This is a genomic window from Listeria ivanovii subsp. londoniensis (genome assembly GCF_000763495.1).
Taxonomy (GTDB): domain Bacteria; phylum Bacillota; class Bacilli; order Lactobacillales; family Listeriaceae; genus Listeria; species Listeria londoniensis.
This window is the reverse complement of sequence record NZ_CP009576.1, coordinates 1,182,140-1,203,623: the sequence shown is the minus strand read 5'-3', so window position 1 is coordinate 1,203,623 and position 21,484 is coordinate 1,182,140. Positions and strand designations below refer to the sequence as shown.

The window sequence follows — 21,484 nt, the reverse complement described above, 5'->3', positions numbered from 1 at the left end:
TTTTTGTTTTAATTTACTAAACATGATATACTAAATAAAGTAAATTTAGTAAACAAGGGGAAATGAAAATGAAGCTTGAAGATATAGCACGACTTGCAAATGTTTCGAAATCGGCCGTTTCCCTTGCGCTGAACGGAAAAAACGGCGTAAGTGAAGAAACCCGTTTACATATTCTAAAAATTGTAGAGGAAAATAATTACATCCCTCTACGCAACACAAATAAAAAAAGACAGAAGAAATCCGTCATTCGTTTTATTGCCTGCAAAAGCCCTGATTTAATTACAGATCAATATCAGACATTACCGTTTTTCAGTGAATTACTTAGTTACTTATCCGCTGAAATCACTAGCTATCCTTATGATTTAATTATCTCTACCTTTGATGCAACAACCATATTAGATGAACTTGCCGAAGCCGAAAAAGAACAAACATCAGCAGGCTTAATTTTACTCGGTACCAACTTAGGCGCAGAAGAAATTAGTCGAGTGCAACAGGTATATCCTAAAATAGTCATCCTTGATACACATCACCCTCATATTCCTGCAAATTTTGTCTCTATTAATAATTTTCTTGGCGGTTATACAGCAGCTGACTATCTTTTACAACTATCCCATAAAAAAATCGGCTATGTAATGGGACTACCACGAATTAAGAATTTTGAAGAACGAAAAAATGGATTTTTTGCTCGTTTAAAAGAAGCAGAAATTACGGTTTCCGAACAACATATTTTCCATTTACCAGCAATGCAAATTCAAGAAGACCCTTCAGTCAAAGAAGCCCTTGCGCAATTGCCTGAATTACCTTCTGCCATTTTTTGTGAAAATGATTATATGGCTATTAGTATGATTAAAATGCTTCAAAGTCAATCCATTAAAGTCCCTGAACAAATTTCTGTTTTAGGCTTTGATAATATTAATGAAAGCAAAGTAATTACACCTGAACTTACAACCGTACATGTGAAAAAACGCGACATCGCTGAACAAACACTTGCGCTTTTATCTAAGCAAATTAAAGCTGACGCAAAGTTTGAAACAAGACAAATTCAAGTAAACACTAGCTTAATTGAACGCACTAGTTGTATTCCATTCCAAAATTAAACATTAAGAGGCCTGCGCTCTATTTTCGAGCACAGGCCTTTTTTCACTTTGATTAAATTAGTTTTAAATGTTTTAATGCGTTATAAACACCGTCGTCATCCACATGACTGGTGACATAATCTGCCACTGCCTTTACTTCATCACGACCATTCCCCATTGCCACTCCAGTACCAACAGCCTCTAGCATCTTAATATCATTTAACCCATCACCAAAAGCATACGTATCTTCCATCGAAAAGCCCAGTTGTTTTATCATTTGTTTGATTCCCTCTGCTTTTGAACCATCTGCAGGACAAACATCCACAGAGACCTCATGCCAGCGAAGAAATCCATATTGTTTAAATTCTTTTCGATAATAGGCATCAAAAGACTCTTCACAGAAAAGTAAGCATTGAAAAATATCTCGTCCTTTATAATAATTAGCATCCACTTTTGGATAACCTCGTTTAATTGAATCCATCCCTCTTGTCACTCGGTCATGATCAGGTAAATTAGCTCGCATTGATTCTTTACCAGAAAAAACAATTGGATGTTCATGTTCAGTAGCAACACTAATAAGCCGTTCTAGTGATTCTGTTGGTAATGGTTTAGCGAGAATTTCTTTTCCTTCAAAAATAACATATTGACCGTTGTAACAAATATACGAATCAATTCCTAACTCTTTTCTGATTTCATCTAACATAAACGGACCGCGACCGGTTGCAATGGCTACATAAATACCCTTTTCTTTTAGCTCGGCGATGGCTTGTTTAGCAGAAGCTGGAATTTCTTTTGTTTCACCCACAAGTGTCCCATCTACATCAAAAAATACAATTTTACTCATCGATTAAACGCCTCAATCCTTATCCATTTTAAAAGTATATATGACCAAATTATAGCAGAAAAACACTAGAAAATCATAATCTTCCTAAATAAACAAAATTAATTATACTTTCTAGTAGCAATTATTAGGATTTATGGTATATTAGAATGAAGGATATAGATCGGATGAACATTTATAGAACGACAATGGAACGTTTAAAAAAAGATTATAATTACATCTTTTACTCGGAAATTTGTTTCAAATTCCCAAAATAAAGGTATGCAATTATAACGGATAAGAAAATCGACATATATGCACAGCTAACTCATTCAAGTGGTCTGTGGTAATTTTTCTTTGTCTTTTTTATGCCAAATTGTTAGTATCTTGTGCACCCATATCCGCCTGCTAATATGTCCACAACTAACGAGCAGGCTAATCACTATTAAATAAATATTAGGTATTCAGCTTGCATGAAACCTATTTTTAAACACTAAACTTTAATTTTAAGGAGAGAAAAAAATGATTTTTAAAGTATTTTATCAAGAAACACTTACAGAAACACCCGTACGCGAAAAAACACATTCTCTATATGTAGAAGCGGAAAGCGAAGTAAAAGTACGCCAACTTTTAAAAGAAGAACCTTTCCACATTGAATTTGTTGAAAAAATCAGTGACGCACATTTAGCATATGAAAAGGAAAACCCAGACTTCGCGCTCTGGGAAAAATAAGCTCTTATGAAATTCGTAAAAAATAATGAGACAGCTGTTTTCGCCCTTGGTGGACTAGGTGAGATCGGCAAAAACACATATGGCGTACAATTTCAAGACGAAATTATTCTAATTGATGCAGGAATCAAATTCCCAGAAGACGAACTTCTTGGTATTGATTATGTCATTCCTGACTACAGTTATCTTGTAAAAAATAAAGATAAGATTAAAGGACTTTTTATCACCCATGGTCATGAAGATCATATTGGCGGGGTCCCTTACTTACTTCGCGAACTAAACATTCCGATTTATGCCGGAAAACTCGCAAGTGCACTTATCCGGAATAAATTAGACGAACATGGCTTGCTTCGTCAAACGAAAATTTATGAATATGAAGAAGATGATGTTTTTAAATTTAGAAAAACAAGTATTTCTTTCTTCCGTACTACACATAGTATCCCTGACACATATGGTATCGTCGTAAAAACACCATCTGGGAATATTGTTCATACAGGGGATTTCAAATTTGACTTCACCCCAGTTGGCGAACCAGCTAATTTAACAAAAATGGCTGAAATAGGTAAAGAAGGTGTTCTTTGTCTATTATCCGATAGTACCAATGCGGAAGTTCCTAATTTTACGATGAGCGAACGTGTTGTTGGTGAAAGCATTAAAAATATTTTCCGTGATGTAGAAGGACGGATTATCTTCGCAACTTTTGCCTCAAACATCTACCGCTTACAACAAGTAGTAGAATCTTCTATCGAAACTGGTCGCAAAATTGCTGTTTTCGGTCGTAGTATGGAATCTGCCATGGAAATTGGTAAACAATTAGGTTATATTCAAGCACCAAAAGATACGTTTATTGACGTGCATCAATTAAACAAAACTCCAGCTGGCAATGTGACAATTCTTTGTACCGGAAGCCAAGGTGAACCAATGGCAGCCCTTTCTAGAATTGCTAATGGCACACATCGTCAAATTCAAATTCAACCAGGTGATACGGTAGTCTTCTCGTCTTCCCCTATTCCTGGTAATACAACCAGTGTCAATCGGACTATTAATTTACTTTATCAAGCTGGAGCAGAAGTTATCCATGGTAAAGTAAACAACATCCATACTTCTGGTCATGGTGGCCAACAAGAACAAAAACTAATGCTACGTCTAATGAAACCTAAATTCTTTATGCCGATTCATGGTGAGTTTAGAATGCAAAAAATCCATGCGCAATCAGCGGAAGAGTGCGGCGTACCAGAAGATAATAGCTTTATTATGGCAAATGGTGATGTTCTTGCTTTAACAAGTGAAACAGCCCATGTAGCTGGTAAAATCCATGCATCAAGTGTCTATATTGACGGTAGTGGCATTGGTGATATCGGTAATATCGTCCTTCGTGATCGTCGTATTCTTTCTGAAGAAGGTCTTGTTATCGTTGTTGTCTCTATTGATATGAAAAATTCACGTGTCATGGCTGGCCCTGATATCATTTCCCGTGGCTTCATTTATATGCGCGAATCAGGCAACTTAATTGGAGAAGCTCAAGGTCTCCTAACTCGTCACTTAAATAAAGTAATGGAACAAAAGACTACTCAGTGGTCTGAAATCAAAAATGAAATTACGGATACATTACAACCTTTCTTATATGAAAAAACAAAACGTCGTCCAATGATACTACCAATTATTATGGAAGTATAGTTTCAAAGCGATAAATGGGTTTCACATTCATTTATCGTTTTTTGTTGATTTCTCATAAAAACGATGGTATGTTAAAAAAAACAAAATAGAAAGACGAGGAAATTTTATGGCAAACTCTCGCACAGAAAAGCATCACAAAAAAACATCCCCTTTTGCTAAGTTTATGAAAATTGCTAGTATTACACTACTAGGTATCATTTTTTTCTCGATTACTGGGCTCGCTACGAAATATTATATTTCCGTTCAAAAAACATTTTCAAAAATTAATGTTCCACTGGAAACAAGCAATAAAACAGCAACAGATTTAGAAAAGAAAAAACCTTTTTCTGTCTTATTAATGGGCTCTGACGCTCGTGCTGGTGAAGAACACGGTCGTGCAGATACTATCATCCTTGCTACTGCAAATAAGCAAGATAATAATGTGAAAATGGTGAGTATCCCTCGTGATACAAAGATAGATTACGGAAATGGAGATATTGGAAAAATCAATGCCTCTTATTCTAACGGTGGTCCATCAGGAACGGTAGACGCCGTTGAAAAACTAATGCCAGGCGTTCCAGTTGATTATTTTATCTCTATTAATATGGAAGGTTTTAAAGATCTTGTTGATGCTGTTGGCGGTATTACCGTTTATAATGACATTGATTTAACTTCTGTAAATAGTAAATTTGTTAAAGGAAATATCACTTTAAATGGCACAGAAGCTTTGCAATATGTACGTATTCGACATGAAGATCCTCGTGGGGATTTTGGTCGTCAAGATAGGCAGCGTGACGTTATCATCGGAATTGCCAATAAAGTTGTGAGCACATCTGGTGTTTCTAACTTTGAAAGTATTATGAAGGCAGTTGGTGATAATTTTCAAACCAATATGACCTTAACGGATATTACAGCTATGGCAACGAATTACGCTTCCGTTCTAAAGGATGTCGATTCCGAAGAACTTGAAGGTGAAGGAGAAATGATTTATAGCGAATCGTATGGATTTGACCTCTATTATTTCGTGCCAAATGAAGAAGCACTACAAAAAGTTATTACAATGTTTAAAAAGAGTTTAGACATTACAAGCTAAAAAGGATGCCGAGAGTCATTTTAAGCTCTCGGCATCCTTTTTAGCTATGCTCCTCCACTAATGCTTCCATTTCCTTAATTACGTTCGCACACGCTTTTTGATGATAAGCATAAACCATTTCGTAATCAGTTTCTTTTGCTTTATCTAAAGTTACATGGTAAAGAATCTCAATGTTGTTAATCGCCTTTTCAAATAAACTCGTAAATTGAAACATAGGATCATCAAAAGAAGTATTTGGAACAAAACTACTATCTGTAATGATTTGTTCTCGCATATTCCTTAAATCAATCAACTGCTTCCACAAAGATTTTATTTTAGGAGCCAGCTGTTTAGCACTTTCTGAATTAACATCCACTGCCTTTACTTGGGCTAAAATATTTTTCTCACGCGCAGTAAAAACCTGATTCATTTTTTTCGTTTTTTTCCGAGGATATAGCGCATAAACAAGAAAACCAATGACTAAGCCAATCATTGTATCAAGTAACCGATCTCTTAGAAAAACAATAGGCTCTCCGTTTCCTTTTCCAACAAGTACCATTACTGTAATAACAACTATTACCATCGTAAATTTTTTGGTGAAAAGGTAGCTCAACATAACGGCAAGAGCCGCGCCAACAGGAATCATAATATAGTGATAATTTGGCACTAATAAGTAAACAACTGCTGCAAGTAATCCACCAATAATTGTTCCTATAATCCTTTCGATGCTGGATTTATAAGTAGCTCCTCTAGTCATCTGCGCAGTAATATAAATAGCATTAAATACATAAGTTGGATAAACAATCCAGTCACCCATAATCGGAAACAATAAAATCGCAATCGTTATACTAATAAGACTTTTAGCCACGCGAGGATCAAGAGCAAATCGTTCTCTTAAAGAAATCTTTTTCATTTCTCGCTCCCTCCTTGCGATAATTCTGCCATCCCGTGCTGGATTGTTTGAAAGTTTTCCACAATTTTTTTGACATGGAAAGAGACAATTGGATCCACGATTTTTTCATCAATCTCATGCGAAACTGGTATGTTAATTTGCTTAAGAGCCTGTTTCGCTTCTGCTGATAAACCTGCTCTCCCAATGTCTTCAATTGTTTGAATATGAAAAAAAAGCGCTAAATAATTGGGCAATAAGTTTTGATATAACTCCACATGGCGTGGATTTGCTTTTTTACTAGTACTATATTCTTTAATAAACATTTGCGATTGAACAAAGATACTATAAAGTGGTTTTGTGATAAATCTACCGTTATCTTTAAACACACTTTCTATTTCTTTTTCGAATAGACCCATTAATTGCCTCATAATTGTTTGAATCGTTTTTTCAAGTGGTAAGTGCACATACTTCACAACCAACCGAACAAGGATGAAAAAGACAAACACATCTACCAAAGCAACAATAATCATCCTATATAAAGGCATTGGTAAATCCTCAGTTCCGAGGAAATAGAGGGCTGTCCCAATTGCTAGTGTCATCACCATATACTTTTGTGGCATCATAAAATTTACTGCAAGCAAAACTACAATGATGACAAGATAATACATATAAACATTAATTGGGAATAAAAAAGTACTAATTATGACAAAAATGCACGCAAAAGTAAAAGCTAATGCAATTTGGGGAAGTGCTTTTCGAGTTATTGCATATGTAGGTTGCATTGAGAGGACACCTACCAAAACAACGATAGGTAACACTCCTGCTAAATCAGGAAAAATAACAGTATGAACTACCACACAAATGCTGGCAAATATAAAGACTTGTAACATTTGGATGAGTCCACGTGCCCCAATTTTGTCGAGCAAAAATTTTTTCATTATTTCCCCTCTTCCCATTTACCAATTTGAGTTATGTAATTATAATAGAAAAGAAACCTCTAGATAGCAAGTATGAGCAACATGCACAATAAAAAACCTTAGAAACATAAAGGATTTACCCAAACATCACTCTATATTACTGAGGTTTATTTATTATTGAATTTTTTCTTGTAATCGCTCGATATCATCATCAGAACCGATGACAATTAAAATATCGCCTTCATGAAGAACATCATTTGCTTCAGGCGTAATAATCATTTGTTTATCTTTTTTGATGCCAACGATATTAACACCGAAAGAATTACGGAAATCTAAATCAACAAGACTTTTTCCAAGGAAGCGTGGATCAGACACGGAAATCTCAACTAAACTATATTCATCAGAAAGCTCTAGATAATCTAGCATATTTTTAGAAACGATATAGTGGGCAATACGTCGTCCCATATCTCGTTCCGGATGAACTACTCGGTCAGCACCAATTTTGTCTAATAGTTTGGCATGCTTATCATTGGTTGCTTTTGCAGTAACATATTTTACTCCCATTTCTTTTAAAATAAGCGTGGTCAAAATACTTGACTGAATATCTTCCCCAATAGCGACAATCACATGCTCAAAATTACGAATTCCTAATTGACGCAGCGCATTTTCATCTGTTGAATTAGCGATAACTGCATGTGTTGCTATCGACATATATTCATTGACTCTTTCTTCATCGGAGTCAATCGCAAGTACTTCCATCCCTTGCTCTACTAATGAACGACAAATACTTCCGCCAAATCTTCCAAGCCCGATGACTGCAAATCCTTCTTTCATGTAAAGCTACCTCCTTGTTACTTTTTCTCGACTAAGTCATGTTTAAACGCGTAGATTGCAGCTTGCGTACGATCTTGTACATCTAACTTAGATAAAATGTTACTTACGTGTGTTTTCACTGTTTTAAGCGTAATGAAAAGTTCATCCGCGATTTCTTGATTAGATTTTCCTTCCGCAATTAGTAGTAGAATTTCATTTTCACGATTCGTTAAATCATCGTGTAAGTTTTTTTCTGGTTTAGCGGTTAACCGTTGCATCATTTTGCCTGTTACTTCTGGTTCAAGTACAGAGTCTCCGCCATATGTAGCACGAATTGCATCGGCAATTTCACTTGCAGTGGATGTTTTTAACATATAACTACTTGCACCCGCTTCAAGTGCTGGATACACTTTTTCATCATCAATAAAACTTGTGACGATAATAATTTTAGCTTCTTTCCATTTTTGCATAATTTCTTTGGTAGCTTCAATGCCATCCATTTCATCCATCACTAAATCCATTAAGATTATATCTGGGCGTAATTCTAAAGCCATGTCCGCACCTTGTCGTCCATTTTCCGCTTCACCAACTACTTCCATGTCATCTTGTACAGAAAGATAAGCTGAGACACCTATACGTACCATTTCGTGATCATCTACTAGTAATACTTTTATCATTCGCTTTCCACGTCCTTTTTCGCAACAAGTGGGATTTTTATTTCTACACTAGTTCCTCTACCAGGGAAACTAATTATTTTGATAGTGCCACCAAATTCGGCAACTCTTTCACGCATATTTTGTAAACCATAAGAGCCTTGACGCACGTTATCCATATCGAAACCGACACCGTCATCCACGACTTTCATAACGGCTAAGTTATCCATTGTTACTAAGCGAACTTCAAGTAGTTTTGCTTTAGAGTGGCGTAGTGTATTGGATAATAACTCTTGAACGATGCGAAACAAGTGGTCTTCAATGCCCTTTTGCAAACTAATATCTTCAATTTGCCAATTTACTTCGATTGGTAATTTAGTTGTTAATTCTTTCAATAATTGTTCAATTCCAGTTTTAAGTGATTTCCCCTCAAGTTGTGTTGGACGCAAGTGAAGGAGTAAAGCACGCATTTCCGATTGTGATTCATTCACGATGGATTCAACCATTTTTAATTGTTTTTGCATTGCTTTAGTTGCACTTTTTTCACTTTGTTCATTTAATGCGGATAAAAGCATCATTGCTGCAAACAATTGTTGACTGACAGAATCGTGTAATTCGCGCGCAATCCGGTGTCGTTCTTCTGACAAAATAGCTTCTTTCGTTTGGCCTGAGGATTCAGCGCGTTCGCTTGCTAGTTTTTGCGTTAAAATTGTTTGTGCTTTCATTTTATCACGTAAACGGTCAATCTGCTTATATACTTGCTGCACCTCGATGAAGTTTTCGTCTTCTTCGCTCGTAATCTTTTTTTCTAAGTCACCTTGTCCAAGTAAGCGGATAGAAAAATCAATCGACTCAAACTTTTGCTTGATAAAATAGCCTAACAAACCGCCAATGATTAAACCTACTGAAATCGCGGTTATTGGAACGAAGATAACAAAAGGGATATAAAAAATCTTCTGTTCAATTAAAATTTTATACCAAGAACCCTCACTTAAAAAGTAGTAGCCTACCGTTCCAATAATAGATGCTATGAGTAGTAATCCTGAGCAAACTACCATCATTACTCTAGAGAAACTCATAGGCGAATCACCTCTAAATCTCCAAAGATTACAGAAGTCATTATTTTTACTTTACGAGCGGAACTTTCATAATTATCCGAGTATACTTTAATACTATTATTTTGAATAGAGGTACTTTCTTTATCATATTGAATATTTCCGAAAATGGCTGAGTGCTCAATACAAATACCTATATCGAATGGCACAAGTAACCGAATTTTCCCTGAGACACTACGAATCATAATGACACTTTCACCAGTCGGTAGAACGGTATTACCTAAATCAAGAATCGTATCTCCAATCCCCGTCTGAATGTTAATATCGTCCCATTCATAGACTAAATCAAGGATTCGTTGGTTACCAAACCACTGATTACGAATAAATTTGTCCGTTCGGTCCATCTTACTGTCCGGTTCTCTAACTTTTAACATCAATAATTGGGGGGCCCGCTTTCGACTTACATAATGGATAATTGCATAAATCCCCGCAACTACTAGCCCAATTTTAAAGGTGGTTGTTAAAAGGACAGCAATAATGATAAATACAATCCCAATAAATAATGAGTTTCTAGCGCTTTTTTTTGTTGCGCTAGCTTTTCTAGATGTAAAGATGAAAAATATTCCAAGTGCAAACAGAATAAGCAACTCCCACTGGAATAACATTTCAAGCCCCACACCAACAATAATCGCAATTAAGAATACAAAAACAACCGAGCTTTCCATTTTTTTCAAGCTGACACACCTCCTTAAGTCAATCTTTAGACAAAGTTATTTCTCTTGTTTGCGCTACTTTGTACATGCTGTATTTATTATAGCGAGTAATTGTGAAACGAAACAAACCGCGCTAGTTGGAACATCCACTACTACTTTAGTCGGATGCCACTTCAGTGATTTTAGTAATAACTCCATTTTCTTGCGTAATGCGTCTTGCTTTTAAAAGTGTGCCGATTGCTCGTTTGAATTGTGCTTTGCTAATACCAAATTTGGCACGAATAGCATCTGGGTCGGACTTGTCACCAAATGGCATTTCCCCGCCAACGCTACGCAAATATGTTAAGATCATTTCAGCATCATCATTTAGTACTTCATGTGCTCTACCACGAAGCGATAAGTTTAGCGAACCATCTGGCTTTACTGCAATAACACGTGCTTTTACACGTTCGCCCATTCTTGGTTCTGAAGTTCGCTCACTTTCATGAATAAAGCCAATATGAAAATCATCTGTGATAACAAAGGAACCTACTTTGAGCAAACGGTAAATCGTTCCTTCGATATTTTGATTAAATAAACTTTCTTCTGCTCGAACAGCAATCGCACGGAACTGTTCTTCTTCTGCAAGAACTCCCCAAATCCGATTTTCTTCATCGACACGAAGCGCAATCATTAAGCGGTCTTCTTTTTTTGGCCATAGATGTGGAAGCGCTGGTAGGTCATCCAACGATACTACGACATCTTTTTCGATACCAATATCAACAAAAACACCTAAATGTTTTCGCACTTCGGTAACAGTTCCCCAGCCGTATTGTCCAACTTGAATTTTAGGAATAATGGTTGTAGCTGCAATTTCACGGTCATAATCCACAAAAATAAATACTGTCACTTCTTCACCGGCAGCAAGTTCTGTTTCATGTGTATTTGATTTTGATAAAAAAACAGTTACCTTGTCTTTCTCAAGGAGCCAACCTGTTTCTTGAATTTCTTTTACATTCATTACTTGGCTTTTGCCAATATAGTTATTCACTTTTTTTCCACCTTTTCTTGAAGAATAGTCTTGTTTCATTATAGCGTATCTAATCGTGGAAGGCTACCTGCTTTAAGTAATCAGGCTTGGTTTATTTCTTGCTGTAATGTATGAATACTTTCTTCTAATATATCTTTAGAGAAATCGTTCGCATCTCTTGCTGCACTCCCAACATGGTAATCTGTATGATTTAGTGTCGCTTGGAATGTCGCTATATTATCAGGCTTTACGCCACTTCCAACCAAGATTTGGAATGAATCTGGATTTTCTTTACTATCTTGAATCCATTTTTTCAGTCGAGGTAATGAATCAAGTGCGCTATCTGTTCCGCCTGATGTTAATAATTGGTTGATGTCTTTCCCATATTCACGTAACACTTGGTAACTTGCATCGATATCTTTTGTTGCTTCGAGTGCACGGTGAAAAGTAAGCTCTAAATCGCCTTTTCTGCTAATTACTTTTTCTAGAAGTTTTTGGTCAATGGTCCCTTCTACTGTGATTCCCCCGTAAACAATCCCCCGCACGCCTAGTTCTTTTGCAAGTTCAATATCTCGTTCCATTACAATCCTAGCCGCTTCATCATAGACGAAAGAAAAACTATGTGGGCGGATCATCATCATCGCAGGCAATTTTGATGTGCGAACAATTTCCTTTATCGTTCCGTAGCTAGGAGTTAAACCGCCTTCACTAATCGCTGAAACAACTTCCATCCGATTTGCACCATACTTCTCGGCTAAATAAGCATCACGTGGGTTTTGAACTATTACTTCTAACATATTGGTTCGCTCCTTTTAATAACTAATTACCTTCATTTTACCCTTTTAGTGCAAAAATGAATACTAAAAAACCCATGAATTCCAAAGAACTGATTCACGGATTTTTTCAAGTTAGATTCGTTTTATTTCAAAGTCGTTATCATTACTTCTGTTTTTCCTGCTTTTGTAGCAGTCTCCTTTTTGAATTCAAAATTATATTTTCCTTCTGAACTATTTGTTATTACCATTGGAATAACTGTGCTTGCCGCGTTTTTTTGGATAAAATCAATATCTGCTTCCACAACAGGCTGTCCTTTTTTTACTTTGTCGCCTACTTTGACTAAGACATTGAAGCCCTCACCGTTTAGCGAAACTGTCTCTAAACCGATATGTACAAGGATTTCTTGCCCCAAAGCTGTACGAATTCCAAAAGCATGTTTTGTTTCAGCCAGTTGAATAATTTTCCCATCTGCTGGAGCTACAATTGTTCCTGTTTCTGGCTTAATTGCGATACCTTCACCCATCATTTTTTGGTTAAATACTGGATCAGGTACTTCTTCTAACGAAATTAATTGCCCATCAACATGAGCATATAAACCTTCTACTTTTGTTTTTTGAAAAATATTCTTTATCATTTCTTTGCCTCCTGCTAGCAGTTGTTTTGACTATCATTGTACCTTTTTTTGGAAGAAAAGGCACGGAGAAAGTATCTAATAAACAGTTACCTGCTCACTTGAACTTCTTCATGCCATTTTCAACTTACTATTTATTCGTTTTTAAATCTTCAATGGAGTTGATATTAGTCATATATTTGGGAACTGCTAGGCCAATTTTTGCGCCTTTGAGATTAGCTCCCAAGTCTTCAAATTTCCCTTTGTAATCTTTATAGTAGATTCCAGAGGTATTTGGAAGCCAAGCAGCGACCATTCCATCAGCAGCATCCGTTGCAACGGATGCCCACATTGGTTGAATTTCCATTGCTTGAATAGTCGTTTCGTAACCGACTTGTCTTAATGTTTCGGCAACGACATTAGTAGAAGCGATTTCAGAATCCCAAGCTACATAAGTAAGTTTGATTTCATCGCCATCGACTTTTTTCACACCATCAGTCCACTTGGCTACTTTATCTGGATTATTTTTAACCCATTTTTTGGCAGCTTCTTCAGGATCAACACCGTCATTGACTTCAAGCATTACTTCTGACATATCTTCTGCAGTCCAGAAGAAATTATCTAATACCTTATACGCGGAAGGTTTGTCTTCTTTCAAGCCTTTACGCACAATGGTATGAATATTTTCGGCATTACCATAAACATTTTTGGGATCATCTAAAAACTTCAAATCAAATTTGGTAAACATCCAGTGTGGTGTCCAACCAGTCACTACAATTGGTCGCTTATCTTTCATTGCTTTTTGAAGCGTACTTGTCATGGCCGCAGTGGAACTCGTTTGTAATTGCCAATTATCATCATCCAAATGGTAATCTTTAATGGCATTTTGTGTTGCAAGCATGATTCCTGCCCCTGCATCAATTCCAGTAATTGTATAATTGATTTGTTCGCCTAAATCTTTTTTCGCGTCATAAGGAGCAAGTGTTGTCCCGCATGCAGCTAATGTGAAAACTAGCATGACAAGCGTAGCCATGGTGATTATTTTTTTTAGCAAACGTTTCTCCTCCTTACTCAGATTTCGCTTTTTTATTAAAGGCTTGTGTTAGGCGGTCAAGAATGATTGCGACGATAACAATCGCAATCCCAGCTACAAATCCGCCACCTGCATCATTACGTCCTACTGCGAAGTATACGCGTGTTCCTAGCCCCATTGCTCCAATCATCGAAGCAATAACGACCATCGAAAGAGCCAACATGATACTTTGGTTAATCCCAGCCATCATTGTTGATTTTGCCATTGGTAATTGCACTTTCCATAGTTTTTGCCAAGGAGTGGAACCAAAAGAATCTGCAGCCTCAACAAGCTCAGTGGACACTTGGCGAATACCAAGGTTTGTCATCCGAACAGTTGGTGGCATAGCGAAAATTACTGAGGCTACAACCCCTGGGACCATTCCGATTCCAAAAAATGCTACAGCAGGAATTAAGTATACAAAGGCTGGCATTGTTTGCATGAAATCGAGTACTGGTTTAAAGATGCTTTCAACAACATTACTTTTTGCCATCCAAATTCCAAGCGGCACACCGATAACAAGCGCAATTAAACTACTTGTTAATACAAGTGTTAATGTTTGCGTCATATCTCGCCAGAAGTCTAAGTTCCAAATAAGTAACAACCCGACAACCTCAAAGGTAATTAATCCCCATTTTTTGCCTTTACGGTTAACCCAGAAAGTTCCTGCAACTAAGAGAATAATGAATAACCATGGTGGAACTAAATCAAATACCCATTGGAATGCATCAACAATGCCACCAATAATATTTGTAATCACATTAAAAAATGCTTCAAACTGCGTCAAGCCATCAACCAATTTATCAATCCAATCAGCTAATGGAATTGTTGGAATATTAGGCATTAACGTTCACCTCATTTCCAGAAAGCGCGGCCAGAACTGATCCACGTATAATAATTCCTTTTAATTTCCCATCTTCTGTTACAGCAATCGGAATTGTTGTTGTAGAGATGGTGTCCATAATTTCTGCAAGTGGCGTATCTAGTCCGGTAGTTGGAACATCTCGGTGTAAAGCCGACTCGAGTGAAGTAATGTTTTCTTTAACCAGTTTAGATACTTCTGCAGCATGGACAATTCCGACTAATTCGCGATTGCGTTTTACAACAAATACACTCGAAGTCCCAGCTTCACGCATCCGTTTAAGCGCAACACGTGGACCATCTTTTTCAAAATTAACGATTTCTGGACGGATCATGACATTGCTTGCAGTATAAACTTTCGAACGATCTACATCTTCAATGAATTTTTCCACATATTCATTTGCCGGGTGGGCTAAAATATCTTCCGGAGAACCAGTTTGAACGACAGAACCATCGCGCATAATCATAATATGATCACCAATACGAAGGGCTTCATCTAAATCATGGGTAATAAAGATAATTGTTTTTTTCATTTTATCTTGTAAGTCTAGCAGTTGATCTTGCATATCTTTCCGGTTAAGTGGGTCAAGTGCTGAAAAAGCCTCATCCATCAGTAAAATGTCCGGATTATTAGCGAGTGCTCGAGCAAGTCCAACACGTTGCTGCATCCCACCAGAAAGTTGCGAAGGATATTGGTCCCCGTAACCTGCCAGACCTACTAAAACAAGTGATTCTGCCGCTTTTTTCTCGCGTTCTTCTTTATTTAGTCCTTGAATTTCTAAACCATATTCGACATTGCGATTAATGGTTCTATTCGGAAATAGTCCGAAATTCTGGAAAACCATACTCATACTTTTTCTTCGCACTTCCAGAAGTTCCTTTTTATTTAAACTTGATAATTCTTTGCCGTCTAGCCAAATTTTCCCGCTCGTTGGCTCAATTAAACGGTTCAATAATCGCACTAACGTAGACTTCCCACTACCAGAAAGCCCCATAATAACGAAAATTTCTCCTTCTTCTACGCTAAAACTGGCTTTATTGACACCAATGGTCGCCCCTGTTTCCTTTAAAATATCTGTTTTTGATTTTCCCTGAGAAAGTAAAGAAGATGCTTTGGAAGCTTTTTTTCCAAAAATTTTCGTTAGCTCTTCTACTTCAATCTTACTCAAAATAAAATCCCCTTTCTGTTTTAGATTTAATTATTTACTAGGCAAAAACATGGCCCAAATCACTTTTAAAAAAAGCAATAACATAAACCATTGTACACAAGTTTCGACTTAGTTTCACATCATAAAGTCTGATTTTGCTTGTTTCACACATTTTTGAGAGCGCCTCCATCATACTACAAGAGTGGGTAACAGTTTTTTTAATTTTTTTGAAAAAAAGTAGAAAAGCCAAAGGAAAAGACACCTTTTTTGTGGAAAAATTATTTTTGATATAAGCATTTTTATGGAATATTTGTTAGAATAGAAAAGGACATTTCATTAGGAAGGGGTGAATGAAATGGATGGAGAACTTTCAAAGGATGTGGACCAGAAGATGAATTTACTAAAGCAGTGGTTCCATTCAATTGATTGGGACAAATTCTGGAATCATATTATTTCGGTTGGAATAAAAATTGCTATCTTAATCGTTCTTTATTTTGTCTTTCGAGTGGTGGGAAATAAAATAATTCGTAGTTTCTTTCGTAAGTACCGTCAACAACAAGCCGTATCAGCTGGCCGTGCTGATACTTTAGAAAGTTTAATTACTAATTTTTATGGCTATGTATTATTTTTCACTTTTGCGATTTTATTATTACAGAACTTCATGGATGTCACGGCCATTATCGCCAGTGCTGGGGTTGCGAGTTTAGCGATTGCTTTCGGAGCACAAGGGCTTGTGAGCGATGTTGTGACTGGATTTTTTATTTTGCTCGAACGCCAACTTGATGTTGGAGATACGATTACAATTGGCTTAGTCAATGGAACAGTAGAAGCACTCGGACTTAGAACAACGCAGGTACGCGATTTTGACGGAACACTTCATTTTATTCCTAACAGGCAAATAATGGTTGTTAGTAATCATTCACGCGGTAACATGCGCGTAATGGTGGACATTCAAATTAGTCCAACCGAAGATCCAGAAAAAGCGATGGCAATCATCAATCAAGTTTGTACAAAAGCGGCTAAAGAAAACAAAAATATTGTCGAACCTCCTATTGTACTTGGTGTACAAAACATCGATGCAACTAATATGGTTATTCGAGTAGTTGGTAAAGCGGTAAACGGCGAACAATATTCCGTTCAGCGTGACTTACTAAAAGATATCCGTGAAGCATTGACAGAGAACAAAATCGAACTACCTTTAAGCTTTGTAAGCACCTTTGGACCGAACAACAATTAAAAAGACGTAAATTCGTTCAATGAGTGAGCGAATTTACGTCTTTTTTACTTACTTTCTAAAAAATGGATTAATACATCAATGGCAAATGGAATGGCCTCTTCTTTTGGATTTAATTTTGCATGATGCAGGCTATACTCTGAATCAACACCTAACCAAAACATAAAGCCTTTAATTTCTGATAAAAAGTAACCGAAGTCTTCTCCTGTCATCGCTGATTTTGCTGGTACATAGCTCTCTGGATAGCTTTCTTTTAAAAAGTCAATAAATTCCGCTGTTTGTGCTGGATCGTTATCCACTTGATAGTAGTCAGAACCTGCATGAAAAGTAACTTCGCATTGATAAGCTTCTTCCCAGCCTTTCGCTAATTGTTTTAAACGAGCCCAAACGATTTCCATTGTTTCTGGTGAAAGCGTTCGGATTGTTCCATCTAAAAAGGCTGTTTCTGCGATAACATTTTGAATTTCACCCCCATGAATCCTACCAATAGTAATGACAGCACTATCCATTGGATCGATATTTCGGCTAATAATCGTTTGCATTTGACCTACAAAAGCACTTGCTGCAACTACCATATCATTAGCTAAATGCGGATATGCTGCGTGACCACCTTTTCCTTTAAAAGAAATGAATAGTTCAGATGTATTCGCGAATAATAGCCCAGGTTTAATGGCAATTTGACCGACTTTATATTCCGGTGCAATGTGCAACCCATAAATTGAATCTGGAAGCCATTCAGAAAACTCAGCGCTTTCCATAATGGGCTTAGCTCCTCCTGGTCCTTCTTCTGCTGGTTGGAACACAAATAACAAATTATCTTTTGCTGGATTACTTGCAAAATGTGTTAATACGCCAAGCGCAATACTCATATGTAAATCATGTCCACAAGCATGCATATTGCCCGCATGCTTTGACTCAAAAGCTAACCCAGTTTCTTCGGTAATCGGTAAAGCATCAATATCCGTACGGTAACCAATTGTTTTCGTTGGACTCGATCCCTTCACTCGAACTAATAGACCAGTACGCCATTTCTTCACTTCCAAATACTCACTTGGTAATTTATTTATATAATCAAGTAAATAAGCTTGCGTTTTCCATTCTTTGTAACCAGTTTCTGGAATTTGATGCAACTCACGGCGAATCGAAATAAATTGATTTAAGTCCACGTTTCTCTCTCCTTTTAAAAAAGGACTGCTCCGCCAAAAGACGAAACAGTTTCCTTTCATTTTTTAAAGTTGACGAAGTTCTTGCATGATTTCTGTTTTAGACGCTGTTTTTGCATCTAGTTTTTTTAGTTCGCGAGCCGGGATTCCAGCAACGACGGTACCAGGAGCTACATCTTTTGTAACAATCGCTCCAGCAGCAACAACAGCACCTTCTCCGATACGCACGCCTTCTAAAACAACCACATTCGCGCCAATAACAACATTATCTTCTACAATGACAGGTTGTGCGGATGGTGGCTCTACTACACCAGCAAGTACTGATCCAGCACCAATATGGCAATTTCTTCCAACCGTTGCCCGACCTCCAAGGACTACATTCATATCAATCATTGTACCATCGCCAATAACAGAACCGATATTAATGCTTGCTCCCATCATAATAACTGCGTTGTCGCCAATCGTTACTTGATCGCGAATGACGGCACCTGGTTCAATTCGAGCATTGATATTTTTCATATCTAATAGTGGAATAGCAGAATTACGACGATCATTTTCAATCACGTAATCTTCAATATTCGCTTTATTTGCTTCAAGTAGTGGTTCAACAACCGCCCATTCTCCAAAAATCGTTCCCGCATTTCCAGTAATAAATGTTTTTACATCCGCTGGAAAAGTAATTTTTTCTAAGTCCCCTTTAAGGTATACTTTGACCGGTGTTGCTTTCTTGCTATTTTGAATAAAAGAAATAATTTGATGTGCATCCATTTGTTTCATGAATAATTGTCTCCTTCCAATTCGTTCTGATTTCTATTTTGCCATAGCTATTTCACTTGTTCAAGAAATTTATCTATTATTTCTAAAAATGCTTTTACTTGTGGCAAGCCAAGCGATTGTTCATATGTCAGCAAATTAGTTTCTCGGCTAAGAATCGATCCGTCTTTTTCTATAAGTGGTATTTTATTGATTTTATCGGAATAACCTGACATTGTTACTTCTGGTAAAATAGCAAAGCCAATCCCATTAAGAGCCATTTGACGGGATGTTTCCATTTGATCCATTAACATTGCCTGGCGTGGCATTTTCCCGAAATTTCGTTGCCAGTAATCTTGAATCACCTGATAGTAGTTAGAGTCACTTCGAAACTGTACAAAAGGTCTGTTTGTCTGGAAAACCTCTTCAATTTTCGTAATTTCTGTATCTACCAAAATTAATTTATCATTAAAAAGTGGCTTTTGGACACTTTTCCAAGTAGAATTTCCACGAACGATGCCAATATGCACATTTCCAGCCGCAAGTTGCTGTGTTACTTCGCTGCTCCAACCTGTTACAAGTGAAATTTGGACATTTGGATATGTGCTAGTGAATGTTTTTAATACACGAGGAAGCCACATTTGAGCCACAACACTAGCACAAGCAATTCGCAAGGTTCCACGCACGACCCCTTCCATTGCTTCTAGTTTTTCTTGAATTGTATGTTCTCTCTCAATAACACTTGCAGCATGACGGACTATCGCTTCTCCCTCTGGTGTCAGTAGTAGCCCCTTTTGCGTGCGAATGAAAATCTTTGTATTCCATCTGCTTTCAATTGTCTGCAAACGCTGCGATAAAGCTGGTTGACTTAAAAAAAGTTTTTCTGCACTTTTACGCATATTGAGTTCTTCCGCTAAGCAAACAAGTAATTCATATTCCGTTACAATCATCTATTTTCCTCCACCTGTAAATGAATATAACGATTGACTTGCTTTAAGACAACTCGTCTTGTTACAATCCCTTCAAAATGGAACTCATTATCAATAACACAAACAAAAGGATGATCAACAAGTAAGTGAACAATTCTTTCGTTATTTAGGAAATCTTTAATCACAGGAAAATCAGTTTGCATAACATCTTCTACTTTTAGCTCTTCCAAACGCTCAAATTCAATGCGCTCGAGCCCTAGTATTGCATCTGTTATCATTGCGGCACTTATTAATCCGTGAAGTTTAAACTCAAAGTCTAATACTGGAATAACCGAATAACCACATTTCGTTAAAACAAGCAATGCATGTTCTAAATTATTACCAAGCTGTACGTGGGCTACTTTTTCAGCAGAAATCATCGAATCAGCTAATTCGTTATCAATAAACTGTCCAAATCTGTTAGAGATCATTTAGAATCTTCCTCTTCCTCATATTTTCATGTTCGAAGTTTCTTTCAACTAAAATAATAAATCGAAACTTTTCCATCTCCTATTCTATCATACTATCTGGGGGAATTTCTTTCATTTAGTGTTTAAAAGTTAATTTTTCACATAAAAAAAGCTGTGAAAATGCTTCACAGCTTCGATGTAAAAAACAAGGATATGTTGTTTCTTACAATGTTATTCGTTTTCTTGTAACGTTTCAAAAATTTCGATAGCTGTCATATCAATATCATCAAACTGATATTTGCTATTGTCGCCATAAATTTCTACTTCAAATGAGTTAGAAGCTTGAAAAAACTTCACTTCGCACACAGGTGTACCGTTCTTTTCAAAGCGTCTTGCTTGTGTTTCAGCAGACTCATCTTCTTGCATTGCATGTAAACGTTGAATAATTCCCAATAACTGAGACATATTACACTCTCCTCTCAAATCCACCAACTGACGTGCAAAAATTGGCATACCTTGCTGTTTTACTGGCGTGGCAATGCTTTTTCACATATTTCCTCAAATCTGGTTTTTTCGCCATATCTTATTTCTTTCACTATACTACCAAATTTTATCGCATACCGCACGTATAACGCAAGGGTTCTGGAAATATTCAGAAAAAGAAATTATTTTAATATAACTAGAAAGTCACTTTTTGTTCTGCTTTATTTACTTTTAATCCTAAAAAAAGACTAAAAAAAGTTTTGCCTTTTTTTAGTCTTTTACAATTAAAATTCATTTTTGCGGTCGGCAGTCGTACTAATAATCATTTTTGTCGCACGAACAATGGTTTTATGACGATTAAATCCTTTTACACAAATCGTTTGATCTCCTATTGTCGCAAATACCTCGCCCCAAGAACCACAAGGATTAAAGCCGTATGCATGTATTTTTAACAAGCCGTCTTTTGTCGGGAAAAAGAGAGCTTCATATTTACCTGGTTTCGTCATATCCATCGGCCCCTTCTGATTTCAGCCAATCATTCTTAAATGAAAATGATTATCATTATTAAATACATCTTATAGCATTCTAAATGAAAGTGCA

Annotated in this window: 24 protein-coding genes; 5 read left to right on the top strand and 19 right to left on the bottom strand. The window is 36.8% G+C overall.

Going from position 1 to position 21,484, the window contains the following annotated elements; translation table 11 throughout:
* The first annotated feature begins 68 nt into the window (after positions 1-68).
* Positions 69-1,097 carry a LacI family DNA-binding transcriptional regulator gene (locus JL53_RS05895; RefSeq protein ID WP_038407047.1) on the top strand — a complete coding sequence of 343 codons (1,029 nt, stop codon included), beginning with the start codon at positions 69-71 and terminating at the stop codon, positions 1,095-1,097.
* 52 nt (positions 1,098-1,149) lie between these two features.
* On the opposite strand, the gene JL53_RS05890 is transcribed toward JL53_RS05895, so the two are convergent.
* A complete protein-coding gene (locus JL53_RS05890; RefSeq protein ID WP_038407046.1) occupies positions 1,150-1,920 on the bottom strand; it encodes a Cof-type HAD-IIB family hydrolase in 771 nt (256 codons plus the stop codon).
* A 498-nt stretch (positions 1,921-2,418) separates the two neighbouring features.
* On the opposite strand from JL53_RS05890, the gene JL53_RS05885 reads away from it, so the two are divergent.
* The 3 genes from JL53_RS05885 (at position 2,419) to JL53_RS05875 (ending at position 5,374) form a co-directional block, all read left to right on the top strand.
* Entirely contained in the window at positions 2,419-2,628 is a 210-nt protein-coding gene (locus tag JL53_RS05885) for a DNA-directed RNA polymerase subunit epsilon (protein ID WP_038407045.1), read from the top strand.
* Positions 2,629-2,634: 6 nt separating this feature from the next.
* On the top strand, positions 2,635-4,302 hold the full coding sequence (rnjA, locus tag JL53_RS05880; protein WP_003719249.1) for a ribonuclease J1: 1,668 nt from the start codon (positions 2,635-2,637) through the stop codon (positions 4,300-4,302).
* 106 nt (positions 4,303-4,408) lie between these two features.
* Positions 4,409-5,374: an LCP family glycopolymer transferase gene (locus JL53_RS05875; protein WP_003719248.1), complete on the top strand. Its 966-nt coding sequence runs from the start codon at positions 4,409-4,411 to the stop codon at positions 5,372-5,374.
* A 40-nt stretch (positions 5,375-5,414) separates the two neighbouring features.
* Here the strand turns inward: JL53_RS05875 and JL53_RS05870 are convergent, their stop codons facing one another.
* From JL53_RS05870 to JL53_RS05815, 12 genes are all read right to left on the bottom strand, one after another.
* On the bottom strand, positions 5,415-6,266 hold the full coding sequence (locus JL53_RS05870) for an FUSC family protein (RefSeq protein WP_003719247.1): 852 nt from the start codon (positions 6,264-6,266) through the stop codon (positions 5,415-5,417).
* On the bottom strand, positions 6,263-7,183 hold the full coding sequence (locus JL53_RS05865; protein WP_003719246.1) for a hypothetical protein: 921 nt from the start codon (positions 7,181-7,183) through the stop codon (positions 6,263-6,265). The genes JL53_RS05870 and JL53_RS05865 overlap by 4 nt, the downstream gene beginning before the upstream one ends.
* A gap of 153 nt (positions 7,184-7,336) precedes the next feature.
* On the bottom strand, positions 7,337-7,996 hold the full coding sequence (locus JL53_RS05860; protein WP_003719245.1) for a potassium channel family protein: 660 nt from the start codon (positions 7,994-7,996) through the stop codon (positions 7,337-7,339).
* 17 nt (positions 7,997-8,013) lie between these two features.
* Positions 8,014-8,652 (bottom strand): response regulator, encoded by a 639-nt coding sequence (locus JL53_RS05855; RefSeq protein ID WP_038407044.1) that lies wholly within the window; start codon positions 8,650-8,652, stop codon positions 8,014-8,016.
* A complete protein-coding gene (locus JL53_RS05850; protein ID WP_038407043.1) occupies positions 8,649-9,707 on the bottom strand; it encodes a sensor histidine kinase in 1,059 nt (352 codons plus the stop codon). Before JL53_RS05850 ends, JL53_RS05855 begins: the two co-directional genes overlap by 4 nt.
* The gene (liaF, locus tag JL53_RS05845; RefSeq protein WP_003719242.1) at positions 9,704-10,417 is read right to left on the bottom strand and encodes a cell wall-active antibiotics response protein LiaF; all 714 of its coding nucleotides are present in this window, start codon (positions 10,415-10,417) and stop codon (positions 9,704-9,706) included. Before liaF ends, JL53_RS05850 begins: the two co-directional genes overlap by 4 nt.
* A 136-nt stretch (positions 10,418-10,553) precedes the next feature.
* A complete protein-coding gene (locus JL53_RS05840) occupies positions 10,554-11,426 on the bottom strand; it encodes a CvfB family protein (protein ID WP_038408177.1) in 873 nt (290 codons plus the stop codon).
* Between the two features lie 80 nt (positions 11,427-11,506).
* Positions 11,507-12,202, bottom strand: a complete 696-nt coding sequence (locus JL53_RS05835; RefSeq protein ID WP_038407042.1) for a copper homeostasis protein CutC — start codon at positions 12,200-12,202, stop codon at positions 11,507-11,509.
* A 122-nt stretch (positions 12,203-12,324) separates the two neighbouring features.
* Complete coding sequence (locus tag JL53_RS05830) at positions 12,325-12,816, bottom strand: PTS sugar transporter subunit IIA (RefSeq protein ID WP_038407041.1); 492 nt, start codon at positions 12,814-12,816, stop codon at positions 12,325-12,327.
* A 127-nt stretch (positions 12,817-12,943) separates the two neighbouring features.
* A complete protein-coding gene (locus tag JL53_RS05825; RefSeq protein ID WP_038407040.1) occupies positions 12,944-13,846 on the bottom strand; it encodes a glycine betaine ABC transporter substrate-binding protein in 903 nt (300 codons plus the stop codon).
* Between the two features lie 13 nt (positions 13,847-13,859).
* The gene (locus JL53_RS05820; RefSeq protein ID WP_038407039.1) at positions 13,860-14,708 is read right to left on the bottom strand and encodes an ABC transporter permease; all 849 of its coding nucleotides are present in this window, start codon (positions 14,706-14,708) and stop codon (positions 13,860-13,862) included.
* Positions 14,701-15,894: a quaternary amine ABC transporter ATP-binding protein gene (locus JL53_RS05815; RefSeq protein ID WP_038407038.1), complete on the bottom strand. Its 1,194-nt coding sequence runs from the start codon at positions 15,892-15,894 to the stop codon at positions 14,701-14,703. The genes JL53_RS05820 and JL53_RS05815 overlap by 8 nt, the downstream gene beginning before the upstream one ends.
* Before the next feature lie 370 nt (positions 15,895-16,264).
* Here JL53_RS05815 and JL53_RS05810 point away from each other — a divergent pair, with 370 nt between their 5' ends.
* Complete coding sequence (locus tag JL53_RS05810; RefSeq protein WP_038408176.1) at positions 16,265-17,110, top strand: mechanosensitive ion channel family protein; 846 nt, start codon at positions 16,265-16,267, stop codon at positions 17,108-17,110.
* A gap of 44 nt (positions 17,111-17,154) precedes the next feature.
* On the opposite strand, the gene JL53_RS05805 is transcribed toward JL53_RS05810, so the two are convergent.
* The 6 genes from JL53_RS05805 to JL53_RS05780 all read right to left on the bottom strand — a co-directional run bounded on the left by JL53_RS05805 (position 17,155) and on the right by JL53_RS05780 (position 21,390).
* Complete coding sequence (locus tag JL53_RS05805) at positions 17,155-18,273, bottom strand: N-acetyldiaminopimelate deacetylase (protein ID WP_038407037.1); 1,119 nt, start codon at positions 18,271-18,273, stop codon at positions 17,155-17,157.
* Between the two features lie 63 nt (positions 18,274-18,336).
* Positions 18,337-19,047, bottom strand: coding sequence for a 2,3,4,5-tetrahydropyridine-2,6-dicarboxylate N-acetyltransferase (gene dapD, locus JL53_RS05800; protein ID WP_003719230.1), 711 nt, complete (start codon positions 19,045-19,047; stop codon positions 18,337-18,339).
* 47 nt (positions 19,048-19,094) lie between these two features.
* Positions 19,095-19,973, bottom strand: a complete 879-nt coding sequence (locus JL53_RS05795) for a transcriptional regulator CcpC (RefSeq protein ID WP_003719229.1) — start codon at positions 19,971-19,973, stop codon at positions 19,095-19,097.
* The gene (cbpB, locus tag JL53_RS05790) at positions 19,970-20,422 is read right to left on the bottom strand and encodes a cyclic-di-AMP-binding protein CbpB (protein WP_014092432.1); all 453 of its coding nucleotides are present in this window, start codon (positions 20,420-20,422) and stop codon (positions 19,970-19,972) included. The genes JL53_RS05795 and cbpB overlap by 4 nt, the downstream gene beginning before the upstream one ends.
* 210 nt (positions 20,423-20,632) lie before the next feature.
* Entirely contained in the window at positions 20,633-20,866 is a 234-nt protein-coding gene (locus tag JL53_RS05785) for a YkuJ family protein (protein ID WP_003719227.1), read from the bottom strand.
* A gap of 302 nt (positions 20,867-21,168) precedes the next feature.
* Complete coding sequence (locus JL53_RS05780; RefSeq protein WP_038407036.1) at positions 21,169-21,390, bottom strand: hypothetical protein; 222 nt, start codon at positions 21,388-21,390, stop codon at positions 21,169-21,171.
* Positions 21,391-21,484: the final 94 nt, after the last annotated feature.